The sequence below is a fragment of the Variovorax paradoxus B4 genome, assembly GCF_000463015.1.
Taxonomy (GTDB): domain Bacteria; phylum Pseudomonadota; class Gammaproteobacteria; order Burkholderiales; family Burkholderiaceae_C; genus Variovorax; species Variovorax paradoxus_E.
In genome coordinates this window covers 1907330-1923007 of record NC_022247.1, presented here as the reverse complement: position 1 = coordinate 1923007, position 15678 = coordinate 1907330, and the positions used below count along the sequence as shown (strand labels likewise).

The 15678-nt window shown below is 67.6% G+C and carries 21 protein-coding genes; 18 read left to right on the top strand and 3 right to left on the bottom strand.

What is annotated here, in order from left to right; translation table 11 throughout:
• Positions 1 to 37: 37 nt before the first annotated feature.
• The 12 genes from VAPA_RS08850 to gnd all read left to right on the top strand — a co-directional run bounded on the left by VAPA_RS08850 (position 38) and on the right by gnd (position 9031).
• Positions 38 to 715 (top strand): Rieske 2Fe-2S domain-containing protein, encoded by a 678-nt coding sequence (locus VAPA_RS08850; RefSeq protein WP_021006429.1) that lies wholly within the window; start codon positions 38 to 40, stop codon positions 713 to 715.
• 13 nt (positions 716 to 728) lie between these two features.
• Positions 729 to 1592 (top strand): aromatic ring-hydroxylating oxygenase subunit alpha, encoded by an 864-nt coding sequence (locus VAPA_RS08845; protein WP_021006428.1) that lies wholly within the window; start codon positions 729 to 731, stop codon positions 1590 to 1592.
• Positions 1589 to 2227 (top strand): glutathione S-transferase family protein, encoded by a 639-nt coding sequence (locus VAPA_RS08840; RefSeq protein ID WP_021006427.1) that lies wholly within the window; start codon positions 1589 to 1591, stop codon positions 2225 to 2227. The genes VAPA_RS08845 and VAPA_RS08840 overlap by 4 nt, the downstream gene beginning before the upstream one ends.
• Positions 2228 to 2269: 42 nt before the next feature.
• Complete coding sequence (locus VAPA_RS08835) at positions 2270 to 3376, top strand: S-(hydroxymethyl)glutathione dehydrogenase/class III alcohol dehydrogenase (RefSeq protein ID WP_021006426.1); 1107 nt, start codon at positions 2270 to 2272, stop codon at positions 3374 to 3376.
• 21 nt (positions 3377 to 3397) lie between these two features.
• Positions 3398 to 4321 (top strand): alpha/beta fold hydrolase, encoded by a 924-nt coding sequence (locus tag VAPA_RS08830; protein ID WP_021006425.1) that lies wholly within the window; start codon positions 3398 to 3400, stop codon positions 4319 to 4321.
• Entirely contained in the window at positions 4318 to 5193 is an 876-nt protein-coding gene (gene fghA / locus VAPA_RS08825; protein ID WP_021006424.1) for an S-formylglutathione hydrolase, read from the top strand. The genes VAPA_RS08830 and fghA overlap by 4 nt, the downstream gene beginning before the upstream one ends.
• Positions 5194 to 5229: 36 nt before the next feature.
• Positions 5230 to 5733 (top strand): GNAT family N-acetyltransferase, encoded by a 504-nt coding sequence (locus tag VAPA_RS08820; protein WP_230558981.1) that lies wholly within the window; start codon positions 5230 to 5232, stop codon positions 5731 to 5733.
• A gap of 25 nt (positions 5734 to 5758) precedes the next feature.
• Positions 5759 to 6148 carry a VOC family protein gene (locus VAPA_RS08815; RefSeq protein ID WP_021006422.1) on the top strand — a complete coding sequence of 130 codons (390 nt, stop codon included), beginning with the start codon at positions 5759 to 5761 and terminating at the stop codon, positions 6146 to 6148.
• 18 nt (positions 6149 to 6166) lie between these two features.
• Positions 6167 to 6487, top strand: coding sequence for a YciI-like protein (locus tag VAPA_RS08810; protein ID WP_021006421.1), 321 nt, complete (start codon positions 6167 to 6169; stop codon positions 6485 to 6487).
• Positions 6484 to 6897 (top strand): TfoX/Sxy family protein, encoded by a 414-nt coding sequence (locus tag VAPA_RS08805; RefSeq protein WP_021006420.1) that lies wholly within the window; start codon positions 6484 to 6486, stop codon positions 6895 to 6897. The genes VAPA_RS08810 and VAPA_RS08805 overlap by 4 nt, the downstream gene beginning before the upstream one ends.
• Complete coding sequence (locus VAPA_RS08800) at positions 6894 to 7502, top strand: 3'-5' exonuclease (RefSeq protein WP_021006419.1); 609 nt, start codon at positions 6894 to 6896, stop codon at positions 7500 to 7502. The genes VAPA_RS08805 and VAPA_RS08800 overlap by 4 nt, the downstream gene beginning before the upstream one ends.
• 107 nt (positions 7503 to 7609) lie before the next feature.
• Positions 7610 to 9031 (top strand): decarboxylating NADP(+)-dependent phosphogluconate dehydrogenase, encoded by a 1422-nt coding sequence (gnd, locus tag VAPA_RS08795; RefSeq protein WP_041946054.1) that lies wholly within the window; start codon positions 7610 to 7612, stop codon positions 9029 to 9031.
• Positions 9032 to 9042: 11 nt separating this feature from the next.
• Here the strand turns inward: gnd and VAPA_RS08790 are convergent, their stop codons facing one another.
• Together VAPA_RS08790 and VAPA_RS08785 are read right to left on the bottom strand one after the other, a co-directional pair.
• Positions 9043 to 9549: a gluconokinase gene (locus VAPA_RS08790; RefSeq protein WP_021006417.1), complete on the bottom strand. Its 507-nt coding sequence runs from the start codon at positions 9547 to 9549 to the stop codon at positions 9043 to 9045.
• A gap of 114 nt (positions 9550 to 9663) precedes the next feature.
• Positions 9664 to 10758, bottom strand: a complete 1095-nt coding sequence (locus VAPA_RS08785; protein WP_021006416.1) for a PA0069 family radical SAM protein — start codon at positions 10756 to 10758, stop codon at positions 9664 to 9666.
• Positions 10759 to 10876: 118 nt separating this feature from the next.
• Here VAPA_RS08785 and VAPA_RS08780 point away from each other — a divergent pair, with 118 nt between their 5' ends.
• From VAPA_RS08780 to VAPA_RS08755, 6 genes are read left to right on the top strand one after another with little or no spacing between them, the layout of a single operon-like run.
• A complete protein-coding gene (locus VAPA_RS08780) occupies positions 10877 to 11482 on the top strand; it encodes a GbsR/MarR family transcriptional regulator (RefSeq protein WP_021006415.1) in 606 nt (201 codons plus the stop codon).
• A 57-nt stretch (positions 11483 to 11539) separates the two neighbouring features.
• Positions 11540 to 11965, top strand: coding sequence for a thiol-disulfide oxidoreductase DCC family protein (locus tag VAPA_RS08775; RefSeq protein ID WP_021006414.1), 426 nt, complete (start codon positions 11540 to 11542; stop codon positions 11963 to 11965).
• A gap of 15 nt (positions 11966 to 11980) precedes the next feature.
• Complete coding sequence (locus VAPA_RS08770) at positions 11981 to 12940, top strand: SAM-dependent methyltransferase (RefSeq protein ID WP_021006413.1); 960 nt, start codon at positions 11981 to 11983, stop codon at positions 12938 to 12940.
• 43 nt (positions 12941 to 12983) lie between these two features.
• Positions 12984 to 14030: an SRPBCC family protein gene (locus VAPA_RS08765; protein WP_021006412.1), complete on the top strand. Its 1047-nt coding sequence runs from the start codon at positions 12984 to 12986 to the stop codon at positions 14028 to 14030.
• Positions 14027 to 14647 carry a DUF4166 domain-containing protein gene (locus VAPA_RS08760; protein ID WP_021006411.1) on the top strand — a complete coding sequence of 207 codons (621 nt, stop codon included), beginning with the start codon at positions 14027 to 14029 and terminating at the stop codon, positions 14645 to 14647. The genes VAPA_RS08765 and VAPA_RS08760 overlap by 4 nt, the downstream gene beginning before the upstream one ends.
• A 7-nt stretch (positions 14648 to 14654) precedes the next feature.
• The gene (locus tag VAPA_RS08755) at positions 14655 to 15002 is read left to right on the top strand and encodes a DOPA 4,5-dioxygenase family protein (RefSeq protein WP_021006410.1); all 348 of its coding nucleotides are present in this window, start codon (positions 14655 to 14657) and stop codon (positions 15000 to 15002) included.
• Positions 15003 to 15012: 10 nt separating this feature from the next.
• Here the strand turns inward: VAPA_RS08755 and VAPA_RS08750 are convergent, their stop codons facing one another.
• The gene (locus tag VAPA_RS08750; protein WP_021006409.1) at positions 15013 to 15669 is read right to left on the bottom strand and encodes a glutathione S-transferase; all 657 of its coding nucleotides are present in this window, start codon (positions 15667 to 15669) and stop codon (positions 15013 to 15015) included.
• Positions 15670 to 15678 lie beyond the last annotated feature (9 nt).

Sequence of the window (15678 nt, the reverse complement as noted above, 5' to 3'; positions counted from 1 at the left end):
ATGCCGCCATTATGGTTGCGCTAAGGTGGCGCGCATCATGAGCACAGACAGCATTTCAACCTGGCACCCCGTGGCCCGCTCGGCCGAGCTGCGCCCCGGCGCCAACATCGTCGCGGGCTTTGCCGAAGGCCAGGAGCTTGCCCTCTGGCGTTCGGCCGGCGGCGCCGCGCAGGCATGGGAAAACCGCTGCCCGCACCGCAGCGTGCGCTTCACGCTGGGACAGGTGGTGGAAGACCGGCTCTCCTGCGCGTATCACGGCTGGCAGTACGACGCCGGAAGCGGCCAGTGCGCGGGCATCCCCGCCCATCCGGGCATGCCGGTGCCGCGCAATGTGTGCGCGAAGGTATTCCGCGCAGCCGAGGCTTCCGGCATGCTGTGGGTGAACCTCACGCCCGCGGCGCCGCCCTCTCCGCCCCCGGACGACGCCGTGCCTGCCGGCTGGTCGTTCTGCCGCACGCTCTGCGTGCGCGCCGGCGCGGCCGGTGCGCGCGATGCGCTCGCGGCACGTGGGTTCACGGCAGATGCGCCGTCGCCCGCCCTGCGCGGCGCGCTCGGCCACGTCGAAGCCGCCGCGCTGGTGCTCGATGCCCAGCCACACCTGGCCTTCATTCACCTCTGGACGCCCGCCGCACCCGGCAGCGACGCCATGAAGACCCTGCACATCGCCGCGCGCGCCCTGCGCGGCGAAATCGAACTGCGGCAGCAGGCGGCCTGACCGGAGGAACACCATGCCCTTCGCCACCGATGACTCCAACATGCTCGACGACTGGCTGGTCGCCGGGCCCGCGGCCGCGCTCGCCGGCACCTCCGAAACCCAGCCCCGCGCGGTTCGCCTGCTCGGGGAAACGCTGCAGTTGTGGACCGATGCCGCCGGCACGCCGCAATGCCGGCTCGGCACGCAGGCGCTGGCCATCCAGCCGCGCCATGGCTATCTCTGGGTCTGCCCCAGCGGCCGGCCGGCGCGGCCGCTGTTCGACTTCCCCGAATACGGCGAGCCCGGGCGCCGCATCGTCGACTGCGGCGGCATCGGCGTGGCGGCGTCGGGCTTGCGCGTGATCGAGAACTTCCTCGACATGGCGCACTTCCCCTTCGTGCATGCCGGCTTCCTGGGCCAGGTGCCGCACACCGAGGTGGCGAAGTACCAGGTGCAGGTCGACCCCGACACGCACGAGATCTGGGCCACCGATTGCCGCTTCTGGCAGCCCCGCGCCTCGGCCGCCCACGACAGCGGCAGCGAAGTGCTCTACAAATACCGGGTGATGCAGCCGCTCTCCGCCATGCTCTACAAGTCGAGTTCGCGCGCCGGCGCGCTCGATGCCATCGGCCTGTTCCTCCAGCCGCTGGACGAGGAGCACGTGATCGCCCACACGCTCCTGGCCTGCTACGACGACACGTCCACCGATGCCGAGCTCATCGCGTTCCAGCAGGCGATCTTCGGGCAGGACAAGCCGATCCTCGAGAACCACGCCTTCAAGCGCATGCCGCTCGAAGGCCGCGCCGAAACGCCGACACGGGGCGATACCTCTTCGGTCACCTACCGGCGCTGGCTGCGCGAGCGCGGCATGCGCTTCGGCGTGAGGGAAGCCGCATGATCCGGCTCTACGACTACGCCCTGTCGGGCAACTGCTTCAAGGTGCGGCAGATGCTCGCGTGGCTCGGCGTCGACTACCAGAGCGTGCCGGTCGACTTCCATCCCGGCCGCGAGCACAGGTCGGCCGCGTTCCTGGCGAGCATCAACCCGCTGGGCCAGCTTCCGGTGATCGACGACGACGGCTTCGTGCTGCGCGACGCGCAGGCCATCCTGGTCTATCTCGCGAGCAGGCACGACGCGCAGGGCCGCTGGTACCCGGATGATCCGCAGCTGCGCGGCCAGGTCGCGATGTGGTTCGCGATTGCCGACGAGCTCACCCGCACCGCCTCGGCCGCGCGGCTGCACGACGCCTTCGGCTACGAGAACATCGACATCGAGGCCTGCCGGCGCGGCGCACACGCAGCCTTCCGCCTGCTGGACGACCACCTGGCCGAGCGCGCCAGCGAGGGCCGTCAGTGGCTGGCCGGCCCGCAGGCGACCGTGGCCGACCTGGCCTGCTTTCCCTATGCGGCACTGGCCGGCGAAGGCGGTATTTCGCTGGACGAATACCCCGCCCTGCGAAGCTGGATCTGGAACTTTCGCCACCTGCCCGGCTTCATCGGAATGTCGGGTATCTTTGCTGCCGGGCCGGCCTGAACGCGAGCCTCGCTATCCTTCCTCCCTTTGCCCTGAAGCGCCATGAAAACCAAAGCTGCCGTCGCCTGGAAATCCGGAGCCCCGCTCACCATCGAAACCGTGGACCTCGAAGGGCCGAAATTCGGCGAGGTGCTGGTCGAGATCAAGGCCACCGGCATCTGCCACACCGACTACTACACGCTCTCGGGCGCCGACCCCGAAGGCATCTTCCCCGCCATCCTCGGCCATGAGGGCGCGGGCATCGTGGTCGACGTGGGCCCCGGCGTCACCACGCTGAAAAAGGGCGACCACGTCATTCCGCTGTACACGCCCGAATGCCGCCAGTGCAAGTTCTGCCTGTCGCGCAAGACCAACCTGTGCCAGCTGATCCGCGGCACGCAGGGCAAGGGCCTGATGCCCGACGCCACCAGCCGCTTCAGCCTGGACGGCAAGCCCATCTTCCACTACATGGGCACGAGCACCTTCAGCAACTACACGGTCGCGCCCGAGATCTCGCTGGCCAAGATCCGCGAGGACGCGCCCTTCGACAAGGTCTGCTACATCGGCTGCGGCGTCACCACCGGCATCGGCGCGGTGATCTTCACCGCCAAGGTGGAAGCCGGCGCCAACGTGGTGGTGTTCGGCCTCGGCGGCATCGGCCTGAACGTGATCCAGGGCGCCAAGATGGTGGGCGCCGACAAGATCATCGGCGTCGACCTGAACCCCGAGCGCGAGGCGATGGCGCGCAAGTTCGGCATGACGCACTTCCTCAACCCGAAGGAACACGAGAACATCGTCGATGCGATCGTGCAGCTGACCGACGGCGGCGCCGACTACAGCTTCGAGTGCATCGGCAACACCAAGGTGATGCGCCAGGCGCTCGAATGCACGCACAAGGGCTGGGGCCGAAGCATCATCATCGGCGTGGCCGAGGCCGGTGCGGAGATCAGCACGCGGCCGTTCCAGCTCGTCACGGGCCGCAAGTGGGAAGGCTCGGCCTTCGGCGGCGCGCGCGGGCGCACCGACGTGCCGAAGATCGTCGACTGGTACATGGAAGGCAAGATCAACATCGACGACCTGATCACGCACACCATGCCGCTGGAAGACATCAACAAGGGCTTCGACCTGATGAAGCGCGGCGAATCCATTCGCGGCGTGGTTCTTTACTAGCCCTCGAGGAGAACGCCCGCCATGAACCGCATGGAGCCCTTGCGCAGGATCGAGGCGGGCGTCCTCGAGGTCGCCTACTACGAAACGGGTCCCTCGGGCGGCCCGCCCGTGCTGCTGATGCACGGCTTTCCGTACGACGTCCACACCTACGCGGAAGTCGCGCCGATGCTCGCCGGGCAGGGCTGCCGCGTGATCATTCCGTACATGCGCGGCTACGGCGCCACCCGCTTCCTGAGCGATGCCACGCCGCGCTCGGGCGAGCAGGCGGCGTTCGGCGCCGACCTGCTCGCGCTGCTCGACGCGCTGAAGATCGAACGCGCGGTGCTCGCCGGCTACGACTGGGGCGGCCGCGCCGCCTGCGTGGTGGCGGCGCTGTGGCCCGAGCGCTGCGCGGGCCTGGTCTCGCTCAACAGCTACAACATCCAGAACATCGCCAAGGCGATGGAGCCGGACACGCCGGCAAACGAGCACAGCCTCTGGTACCAGTACTACTTCCACAGCGAGCGCGGCCGCGCCGGCCTCGCGAAGGACCGCAGGGCGCTCACGCGGCTGCTGTGGCAGCTCTGGTCGCCCACCTGGAAGTTCGACGACGCCACCTTCGAGCGCAGCGCCGCCGCCTTCGACCACCCCGATTTCGTCGACGTGGTGATCCACTCGTACCGGCATCGCTTCGGCCTCGTTCCGGGCGACCCGGCGTACGCGGACATCGAACGCCGCCTCGCAGCGCAGCCCGCGATCGCCGTGCCCGCCATCACCTTCGACGGCATCGACGACGGTGTGCGCCCGCCCGCCGACGCCTCGGCCCATGCGCTCCGCTTCAGCGGCTCGCGCTCGCACCGGCTGGTGCCCGGCGCGGGGCACAACATGCCGCAGGAGGCGCCGCGCATTTTTGCCGACGCCGTGCTCGAACTCGTGTCCGCACTGCACAACAACACCGCCCGATGACCGACACCCTCAAGACCCTTTCCGAGCACCACGCCTTCGGCGGCGTGCAGAGCTTCCACGAGCACGCCTCGCACGAGATCGGCCTGCCGATGCGCTTTTCGGTCTACCTGCCGCCGCAGGCCACGCACGAGCGCGTGCCGGCCCTGCTCTACCTGGCGGGGCTGACCTGCAACGAAGAGACCTTTGCAGTGAAGGCCGGCGCGCAGCGCATGGCCGCCAGCCTGGGCCTGGCGTTGATCGCGCCCGACACCAGCCCGCGCGGGAGCATTGCCGAAGGCCTGCCCGGCGCCACCGCCAACTGGGACTTCGGCATTGGCGCGGGCTTCTACCTCGATGCCACCGAAGCCCCCTGGTCCACCCACTGGCGCATGGAAAGCTGGATCGTGCACGAGCTGCTGCCCTTGGTGGGACGGCACTTCGCCATCGACGACCAGCATCTGGGCATCTTCGGCCATTCGATGGGCGGCCACGGTGCACTCACCCTGGCGCTGCGGCATCCGGGGCGCTTCAAGTCGCTGTCGGCGTTCGCGCCCATCTGCGCGCCCACGCAATGCCCGTGGGGCGAAAAAGCGTTGGGCGGCTACCTGGGCGAGCCCGGCGACGACCGCGCGCAATGGCTCGCGCACGACGCCAGCGCGCTCATGAAATCGCAGACTGCCGCGCCCTATCCGCAAGGCATACTGATCGACCAGGGGCTGGCCGACAAATTCCTTGCCGAGCAGCTGCTCCCCGAAGCCTTCGAGGCCGCCTGCTTTGCCGCCGGCCAACCGCTCACATTGCGCCGCCACGCGGGCTACGACCACGGCTACTACTTCATCCAGACTTTCATGGCGGACCACATCGCGCACCACGCGCAAACGCTGCGCGGCTGATCGACCGTGGCAGACGGGCGGCTTATCATGGGGCGTATGTCCGCAGCACAGATTCCCGCCTTCCAATTGCGGTCCCGCGACGGTGCCGCCGAAGAGAGCCTGGTGCTGGCCGGCATCTGGCGCCGCGCCTGGATTGCGGCCAACCGGAATGCCGCCGTCATCGAGCCGATCACGCATTGGCTGCGGCGCGTGCAAACCGAATTCGTGCCGCCCGCCGACGTGGTGCTGGCCGAACGCGAGGGCCAGGTGCTCGCCTTCATGGTGCTGCTGGCGCGGCGCGAATACGTGGCGCAGCTGTTCGTCGAGCCTCATCTTCGCAACCAGGGCCTCGGGCAGGCGCTGCTCGACGAAGCCAGCGTGCGCATGCCGCAGGGCTGGAAGCTCCACGTGGCCACCAGCAACACCGCGGCGCAGCGCTTCTACGAACGCTACGGCCTCGTGCGCGGCGCGGTCGACCGGCACCCGGCCAGCGGACGCGAACGGGTCGCCTACCATTGGTATCCGGCGCGCCCGCCACCACAGTCGCGACGTATTGGCTGAGCGCTCTCCTTCCCTCGGTTTCTTCATGCGCATCGATCACATTGCCCTCTGGACCACCGATCTCGAACGCTGCAAGCGCTTCTACACCGACTACTTCGGCGCCACGGCCGGTGCGGGCTATGTCAATCCGGCCAAGGGCTTTGCGTCCTGCTTCCTGAGCCTGGGCGATGGCGCCCGCATCGAGGCGATGACGACCAGCGCCCTCTCGCCTGTAACGGCCGAGGCCGGCGCGCAGCGCATGGGATGGACGCACCTGGCCATCAGCGTGGGGTCGGAGACTGCGGTCGACGAACTGACGCAACGGCTGAAGTCGGATGGCTACCCGCTGCTCGACGGCCCGCGCCGCACCGGCGACGGCTACTACGAAAGCGTGGTGCTCGACCCCGACGGCAACCGCATCGAGATCACGGCCTGAGCGCCGCGAGGAGCCACCATGCACCACCTGCTGATTTACGACACCGCACCCGACTACCTCGAACGCCGCGGCGAATTCCGCGATGCGCACCTTGCGCTTGCGTGGCAGGCCGTGGAGCGCGGCGAGCTGCTGCTCGGCGGCGCCACGTCCGACCCGCCCGATGGTGCGGTGCTGCTGTTCGAAGCCGGCTCGGCCGATGTGCCCGCAGCCTTTGCCAAGGCCGACCCCTACGTGCGCCACGGCATCGTCACGGGTTGGCGCGTGAACGCCTGGAACACCGTGGTCGGTGCGCAGACATCGACGCCCGTCAGGCCCTCCTCCGCAACCCCCGCACGATGAGCGCATTCGTACAGAGCCTGCACGAAATCTTCGAGCGCCTCGGCCGCATCGAAACGCGCCGCATGTTCGGCGGGCATGGCGTATGGCACGAGGGCCGCATGATCGCGCTCGTCGCCAAGGACACGCTCTACCTCAAGGCCGATGCCGGCAGCGCCGAGCATTTCGACAAGCAGAACCTGCCGCCCTTCACCTATGTGCGCGAAGGCAAGGCGATGCCGATGTCATACCGGCTGGCCCCGGCCGATCTTTTCGAAGACCGTGAGGAAGCCGCGCTCTGGGGCCGCCGTGCCTATGAAGCGGCTCTGCGTTCAGGCCAGCCTCCGAAGAAGAAAAAGACCGCGGCTGCCGCCCAAAAAACTCCTGCCAGGAAAGCCCCAGTGAAGAAGAAAAAGAAAGCAGCCTCCTCGTGAGCGACAACCCTCCCGCGTTGCCGCCCCTTCCCGAGCGCGAGCAGATCGCGCTGCTCGAACCCTTCGAGGGCCTGGGCCTGAAAGACATCGTGGTCATTTCCACGCTGCAGGACGCCGAACATGCCGCCGCCGCATTGCTGGCCGCCGGCGTCGCCGGCTTCGACACCGAATCCAAGCCCACCTTCGCGAAGAACGAGGTCTCGGGCGGCCCGCACGTGGTGCAGTTCGCAACGCGCGAGACAGCCTGGCTGTTCCAACTGCACCGCACCGAATGCAATCCGGTGGTCGCAACGCTGATTGCTTCCACCGAACTCCGGAAGGTCGGCTTCGGCCTTTCGACCGATCTCACGCTGATCCGCAACCGCCTCAACATCGAGCCGAAGGCGGTGTTCGACATCGACAGCGAGTTCCGCCACCGCGGCTACCGCAAGTCGGTGGGCGTGAAGGCGGCCGTGGCGCTGGTGTTCAACCGGCGCTTCGTGAAGTCGCGCAAGGCGACCACCTCGAACTGGGCCAACAGGCAGCTGACCGAAGCGCAGATCCGCTATGCGGCCAATGACGCCTACGCGTCCATTCGCGTGTTCGATGCGCTCTTCGGCGGCTGAAACGCCGGCGCCCCTGCGTCCCGCCCGGCCATAGGCGCCTGTGGCTGCGGCTGCGCGGCGCGCCCGGCACAATGTCAGCCACATCGACCGCATACGAAAGAAGGGCCATGAGCAACAAGAGCGATTTCGGATTGATCGGCCTGGCCGTGATGGGCCAGAACCTGGTGCTGAACGTGGAAAGCCGCGGCTTCCAGGTCAGCGTGTACAACCGCACCGAAGCCACCACCGAAGCCTTCGTGGCCGCCAATCCCGGCAAGAAGCTGGTCGGCGCGAAGACGCTCGAGGAGTTCGTGCAGAGCCTCGCCAGGCCGCGCAAGATCCAGATCATGGTGAAGGCCGGCGCACCGGTCGACCAGGTCATCGAGCAGCTGATTCCCCTGCTCGACAAGGACGACATCGTCATCGATGGCGGCAACAGCCTCTACACCGACACCGAGCGCCGCGACGCCTACCTCCAGGCCAAGGGCCTGCGCTTCATCGGCGCGGGCGTGTCGGGCGGCGAGGAAGGCGCGCGCAAGGGTCCGTCGATCATGCCGGGCGGCCCGCTCTCCACCTGGGAAGTGATGAAGCCGATCTTCGAGAGCATCGCGGCCAAGGTGGACGGCGAGCCCTGCGTGATCCACATCGGCCCCGGCGGCGCGGGCCACTACGTGAAGATGGTGCACAACGGCATCGAGTACGGCGACATGCAGCTGATCTGCGAGGCCTACAGCCTGTTCAAGGCCGCCGGCTTCAGCACCGACGAGATGGCGGCGGTCTTCAACCAATGGAACGACGGCGAGCTGCAGAGCTACCTGATCCAGATCACCGCCAAGGCGCTCGAACAGAAAGACCCGGAAACGGGCCAACCGATCGTCGACCTCATTCTCGACAAGGCCGGCCAGAAGGGCACGGGCCAGTGGACGCTCGTCAACGCGGCCGAGAACGCGGTGGTCATCAGCACCATCAACGCCGCGGTCGAGGCGCGCGTGCTGTCGTCGCAGAAGAAGGCTCGCGTGGCAGCCAGCAAGGTGCTGCAGGGGCCGAAGATCGAACTGTCGCTCGACAAGAAGGCGCTGGTGGCCAAGGTGCACGACGCGCTCTATGCCTCGAAGGTCGTCAGCTATGCGCAGGGCTTCGACCTCATCCAGACCATGGGCGAGAAGAAGGAGTGGAAGCTCGACCTGGGCCGTATCGCGGCCATCTGGCGCGGCGGCTGCATCATCCGCGCGCGCTTCCTGAACCGCATCACCGACGCCTACCGCACCGACCCGTCACTGGGCAACCTGATGCTCGATCCGTTCTTCAAGGATCTCCTGAACCGCACGCAGCAGAACTGGCGCGAAGTGGTGGCGCTGGCGGTGAGCAACGGCATTCCGGTGCCGGCGTTCAGCGCGTCGCTGGCCTACTACGACAGCTACCGCACCGAGCGGCTGCCGGCGAACCTGCTGCAGGCGCAGCGGGACTTCTTCGGAGCCCACACCTATGAGCGCGTGGACAAGCCCGCCGGCGAGTTCTTCCATACCAACTGGCCGGAAGTCATCGGCTAGCCCCGAACAAGTCAGCCGCCAGGCAACCAGGCCTTGACCTGCCCGACCAGCGCCCCCAGCGGCGCCGTCGCATCGACCGCGAGCACGCCCGGCTCGCCGACCGGGGACTCCAGCGTCGCGAACTGGTTGGCGACCAGGCTCGCCGGAAACATGTGCTCGCCCGCGCCGGCCCGTGCGGCCACGCGGCGTTCGGATTCGGCGCGTTCGATCTCCATGAACACGAAGCGCAGCCCCGGCACTGCCGCGCGCAACTGCTCCCGGTAGCTGCGCTTGAGCGCCGAGCAGGTCAACACCGCCCCCTGCGGCGCAGCGGCCAGCTTCTGCCCCAGCGTCGCGAGCCAGCCGGCGCGGTCCGCATCGGTCAGTGCGATGCCGCGGCTCATCTTTTCGACATTGGCCGGCGGGTGGTAGTCGTCGCCCTCGATCAGCGGCAGCCCGAACCCCACCGCCAGCGCAGCGCCGAGGCTCGATTTGCCGCAGCCCGAAACACCCATCACGACCAGCCATACCCCGTTCATACGTACCCCCTTTTGGTGCAGTCACGGGACATTCCCCGAGCATCAGCGGAACTTGAATCTACTTCCTTATGAAACCTTTATTCGCCGGGACAGACACCACGGTAGCGGCCGATCCTAGAACAGGCTGCCCTGCCCCGCTGCGCCAGGTGGCCGGAACGCGCTGAGGTCGAGCGCAATGCGCTCTCGGTTGAAGCCGATGCGGTTCGCCGCCTTCTCGAAGCGCTGGCGGATCAGGTCGGCCCAGAGGCCTGAGCCCTTCATGCGGGTGGCGAAGTCGGCGTCGTAGTCCTTGCCGCCGCGCATCTCGTGGATGCGCGCCATGATGCGGTCCGCGCGCTGCGGGTAGTGCAGTTCGAGCCACTCCTTGAAGAGCGGCGCCACCTCCCACGGCAGCCGGATCACCGTGTAGAAGGCGCTGCGCGCACCGGCGGCCCAGGCGGCTTCGAGCACCTGTTCCATGTCCTCGTTGACGAAGGGAATCTGCGGCGCCACGCTCACCCCCACCGGCACGCCCGCCTCGGCCAGCGTGCGTATGGTGCGCAGCCGCCGATGTGGCGCGGCAGCGCGCGGCTCCAGCTTGCGGGCCAGTTCGCCGTCGAGCGTGGTCACGGTCACGTACACCGCGGCCAGGTGCTCGGCGGCCATGGGGGCGATCAGGTCGAGGTCGCGCTCCACCGCGCTCGATTTCGTGACCAGCGCAAACGGATGGTGCGTTTCCTTCAGCAGCTCGATCACCGAACGGGTGAGCCGCAGTTCGCGTTCGATGGGCTGGTAGCAGTCGGTGGCGGTGCCGATGGCGACATGGCTGGGCCGGTAGCTCTTGCGGCCGAGTTCGGTGCGCAGCACCTCGACGATGTTGCGCTTGGCGATGAGCCTGGTTTCGAAGTCGAGCCCCGGCGAGAGATTGAGGTAGCTGTGCGTGGGCCGGGCAAAGCAGTAGATGCAGCCATGCTCGCAGCCGCGGTACGGGTTGAGCGAACGGTCGAATGAAATGTCGGGCGAGTCGTTCTCGTTGAGCACCGACTTCACGTCCTCGAAACGCACTTCGGTGGCGAGCGGCGGCAGCTCCTCGGCTTCGGCCGCGCGTTCTTCGAGCGTGCCCCAGCCGTCGTCGAAGGCATTGCGCTCGTCGCGCGAAAAGCGGTGCGCCAAGCGCGTGGCCGCGCCGCGGCCCTTGATGGCATGGATGGGAATGCGGGCCGCCGGCATGGCAGATCCTTTCTTTCGAGAACTGTATGTTTACACAGTATTCCAAACCCTTTCCGCTGGCAATTGGATTTTTCATTTCTCTCTTGACAGAAATTTCTAAAATCCTAGACTCCGAGGCATGGAACTCACCGACATCCAACGCAAGTTCGTTCTCCACTGGGGGGAAATGGGCTCGATGTGGGGCGTCAACCGCACGGTCTCGCAAATCCACGCACTGCTGTTCGCCCATGGCAAGCCCATGCATGCGGAAGAACTCTCCGACACGCTGGGCGTGGCCCGCTCCAACGTGAGCAACAGCCTGAAGGAACTGCAGGCGTGGAACCTGGTGCGCGTGACGCACATCCTGGGCGACCGGCGTGACTATTTCGAAACCAGCGTTGACGTCTGGGAGCTGTTCCGCACCGTGGTGCGCGAGCGCAAGGAGCGCGAGTTCGACCCCACCATCCGCGTGCTGCGCGAAATTGTCTCCAGCCCCGACTTCCAGAAGGAGCCTGCCGATGCGCAGGACCGCATCCGCTCCACCATGGATCTGATGAGCAAGCTCGCCACCTGGGCCGACGAAATGCTGCGGCTCTCGCCCGGCACGCTCGACAAGGTGCTGACGCTGGGCGCCAGCGTGCAGAAGTTCGTTCGCGGGGATGCGGCGCAGGCGGCAACTCCTGCGGCCCCGAAGAAGGACGACGACGACCCCGATGCCCACCACGCCAGCCTGCCGATGATTTGAGCTCTCTTTTTTTGCCTCATTATTTCTGTTTTGACAGAAATAACGAAAACAACCCTCATGCCCACCATCGCCGCCTACCCTCTGACCGTCTACTTCGATGCCGCCTGCGCCCTGTGCACGGCAGAAATGAGCGCGATGCAGGCGCGTGACTCCGCGGCCCGCCTGAACCTCGTCGACTGCTCGCCCGCCGGATTCGACGCCGGCCCGGCCCCGCGCGCGGCGCTGATGACCGCGATCCACGCCGTCGACGCAGCGGGGCAGGTGTTCGTGGGGGTTCCCGCCATCCGCGCCTGCCGCGACGCCGTCGGGTTGCCGAGCGGCAGTTTCCTGCTCGACCTGCCGCTGGTCGCGCCGCTGGCCGAGCGCGCCTATGCGGTGCTTGCGCGCAACCGCTACCGGCTGCCGCACTGGCTGGTGGCCCTGCTCGCCGGCAAGGCCGCGCGGTCGTCTCGCACCTGCGCCGGTGGCAATTGCCGGATCTGAAAAAAAGGAGCTCTCGTGCCCAACGTCTTCCAGCCCGATTTCCGTCCATCTCGCGCTCGCAGTGCGCCTCAGACACCCGCGGCGCCCGAAGCCTCCATCACCAAGGCCGATACGCGGGACTATTTCACCGAGGTGGCCGAAGACTATCGCGCGTGGAGCCCCAGCTACAACATGCACTTCGGCTTCTGGCGGCTCGGCCTGAACCCGCTGCGGCGCGAAGGCATGCTGGTGGAAATGAACCGCGCCGTCGGCCGCGCGCTGAAGCTCGACGAGCCCCGGCCATTGCAGGAAAGGGCGCCGCGCCGCTGCGTGGTCGACCTTGGCTGCGGCGCCGGCGCCACCGCGCGCACGCTGGTCGGCGACGACCCGTCTCTGTATGCCGTCACGGTCACCAACGTGGCGGTGCAGAACAGCATCGCCGTGCGGCTCGATGCCCGCGCCGGCGTGGCCGACCGCGTGGCGCACATCGAAGCCGACTACACCCGCACCGGCCTGCCCACCGCACAGGCCGATGGTGCCTGGGCGGTGGAAAGCGCCTGCTACGCGAGCGGCACGGCCAAGGCCGATTTCGTGCGCGAGGCGGCCCGCCTGCTGAAGCCCGGCGCGCGGCTCGCGGTGATCGACGGTTTCCTGCTGCGCCAGAATCCCGGCCGCACCGCCGGCTGGCTGCACCGCCTGTGGGCCGACAGCTGGGCCGTGCCCACCCTGGCCGTGCAGGGCGATTTCGTTGCCGCGCTGCGCGACAACGGATTCGACGAGATCGAGGTGCGGTCGCTGCGCTGGCGCGTGGCGCCCAGTGCGCTGCACATTCCGGTGCTTGCCACGCGCTTCGCGCTGGCCGAACTCTGGAAGGCGCGCGGCAGGCTCAGCCCCTGGCGCCGCAAGCACATCGTGGCCAGCTATTGCGCGCTGGTGCTGGGCCTTTTCTGGCGCGATTTCGACTACTGCATGGTGACGGCCAGGCGCAGCGGCTGAAGGCCTCCGAGTCAAAAGAACACACCGAGGAGAAGAAACTTCCATGAGCATCGAACCCGAAGAAACCAGGCCCCATGAACTCCCACCCATCGAGGCCGACGCTTCGCAGATGCGCGACATGCCCAAGCGCCGCATGCCCTTCGCGTGGTTCTGGCCGCTGCTCGTCGGCGCGGCGGTGGCCCTCGTTCTGCGCATTGCCTTCAGCGGCCTGCCGGGCCAGCGCTTCTCGGCCATGCTGGGTTCCTTCATCTATCTCGCTCCCGCGGTGTGCGGCGCGGTCACGGTCTACATGGCCGAGCGCACCGAGCGGCGCAGCTGGGGCTACTGCATCTGGGCGCCGTGGGTCTCGACCGCGCTCTTCGTCGTCGGCACGCTGCTGGTCTTCATCGAAGGGATGATCTGTGCCATCGTCATCGTGCCCTTGTTCAGTGTCATGGGCAGCCTCGGCGGCCTCGCGATGGGCATCGTCTGCCGCATCACCAACTGGCCCAGGCCGGCGCTCTACAGCTTCGCCTTGCTGCCGCTGGTCTTCGGCGCCATCGAGCCACGGTGGTCCAACCCCGAGCAGATCTCGAGCACCTCGCGCACCCTCTTCATCGCCGCGCCCGCCGAGCGCGTGTGGCACGAACTCAACGATGCGCGCGACATCCGGCCCGGTGAAGTCGGCGATGCCTGGGCCTACCGCATCGGCGTGCCGATGCCGGTGGCGGGCGTGACCGAAGACACCCCCGAAGGCCGCGTGCGCAAGGTGCAGTGGCAAAAGGACGTGCACTTCGACGAAATCATCACCGAGTGGCAGCCGCTGCAGCGCGTGAAGTGGCGCTACCGCTTCTCGCCCGACTCCTTTCCCGCCGGTGCGCTGGACGACCACGTGGTCATCGGCGGCCACTATTTCGACCTGCGCGATTCGGCCTACACGCTCACGCCGCGCGAGGGCGGCACGGAGCTTCGCATCGACGTTTCCTGGCGCGTGAGCACGCGCTTCAACTGGTATGCCGACCGCGTGGCGCAGTTCCTGCTGGGCGACTTCTCCGAGCACATCCTGCGCTTCTACAAGGCGCGCAGCGAAACCGCCGCGGCCGCCGCATGAAGGACACGAGGCCCGTCTTCCAGCAGGTGCTCGGCCCTGGCTGGGACCAGCTCGGCGAAGTGATCCGCCGGCACTACGCAATGGCGCCGTTCTCGAACGCCCACGTGTGCGTGCGCGGCACGATGGATGAAGTGCATCACGCGCCGTGGGCGCGCGTGCTGATGCCCTTCGGCCGCCTGTTCGGCGCACTCGTTCCCTACACCGGCACCGGCGTGCCGATCGAAGTGCACTACCGCTGCCGGCCCGGCAACGCCCGCCTCTACTGGGACCGCATCTTCAGCTTCGAAGGCCGCGCGCCGTTTCACTTCCGCTCGCACATGGCGCACGCGGCCAAGGGCGGCGGCGAGGTGATCGAGTACGTGCGCTTCGGCATCGGCATGCGCCTGGCCGTGAGCGCGGAAGAAGGCGCGCTGGTGTTCCGCGACCTCGGCTGCATCTGGCGCCTTGGCAGGCTGCGCGTGCCGCTGCCGCTGGGCCTGCTGCTGGGCACCGCCTACGTCGAGGAGCGGCCCGACCCGCACGATGCCGACCGCTTCACCATGAAGATGGTGCTGCGCCACCGCTGGTTCGGCGACGTGTTCCGCTACAGCGGGCGCTTCCGGTTGGGTCCACAATGACCGGATCATGCCGCGCCGCCCCGAAAACCTCTATCCGCAATACCACGCCCACGTCTACTTCGGCCCGGCCACCGTGGCGCAGGCCAGGCAGCTGTGCGAGCAGGCGGGCCGCGAACTGATGGTGGTGGTCGGCCGGGTGCACGAACGGCTGGTGGGGCCCCACACGCACTGGAGCTGCCAGCTGGCGTTCGACGCGGCCGAGTTCGACCAGGTGATCGAATGGCTCGAAGCCCATCGCAACGGCCTCGACATCTTCGTGCACGGGGTCACGGGCGACGACTTCGCCGACCACACGGCGCATGCCATGTGGCTCGGCGAGGAAAGCGCGCTCGACCTGCGGATGTTCCGGCGTTAGGGCCTGTTAATCAGAACTCGGCGTCGAGCTCGTCGATTTCCTCGGGTTCTTCCTTCGCGGCGGCCACCCACTCCTGCATGGCGGGCAGGTCCATCACGCGCTTGCAGTATGCGGCGCAGACGCTGTCGAGCGGCACGTCGTAGCTCAGGAAGCGCGTGACCACCGGCGCATACATCGCATCGGCCATGCCCGGCTGCTTGCCGAACAGGAAGGGGCCGCCGTAGGCCTTCAGGCATTCGCGCCAGATGGCGACGATGCGGTCGATGTCGGCCTGCGCGCGCGACCAGATCTTGAAGCCGCGGAACCGGGCCTTGATGTTCATCGGCAACGCGCCGCGCATGGAAGCGAAACCCGAATGCATCTCGCCGCAGATGGCGCGGCAGTGCGCGCGCGCCTGGATGTCGGCCGGCAGCAGCCCGCTCTTGGGCTTGATCTCGTTCAGGTATTCGCCGATGGCCAGCGTGTCCCACACCTTGACGCCGCCGTGCTGCAGCGAGGGCACCAGCATCGACGACGAGAGCAGCAGCATCTCGGCCTTCATGGCCGGGTCGTCGGGCGGAATGATCTTCTCGCTGAAGTCGAGCCCTGCCAGCCTGCACATCAGCCAGCCCCGCAGCGCCCAGGCGCCGTAGTTCTTGCTGCTGATCGTGAGAACGGGTTTGGCCATCGTGGATCT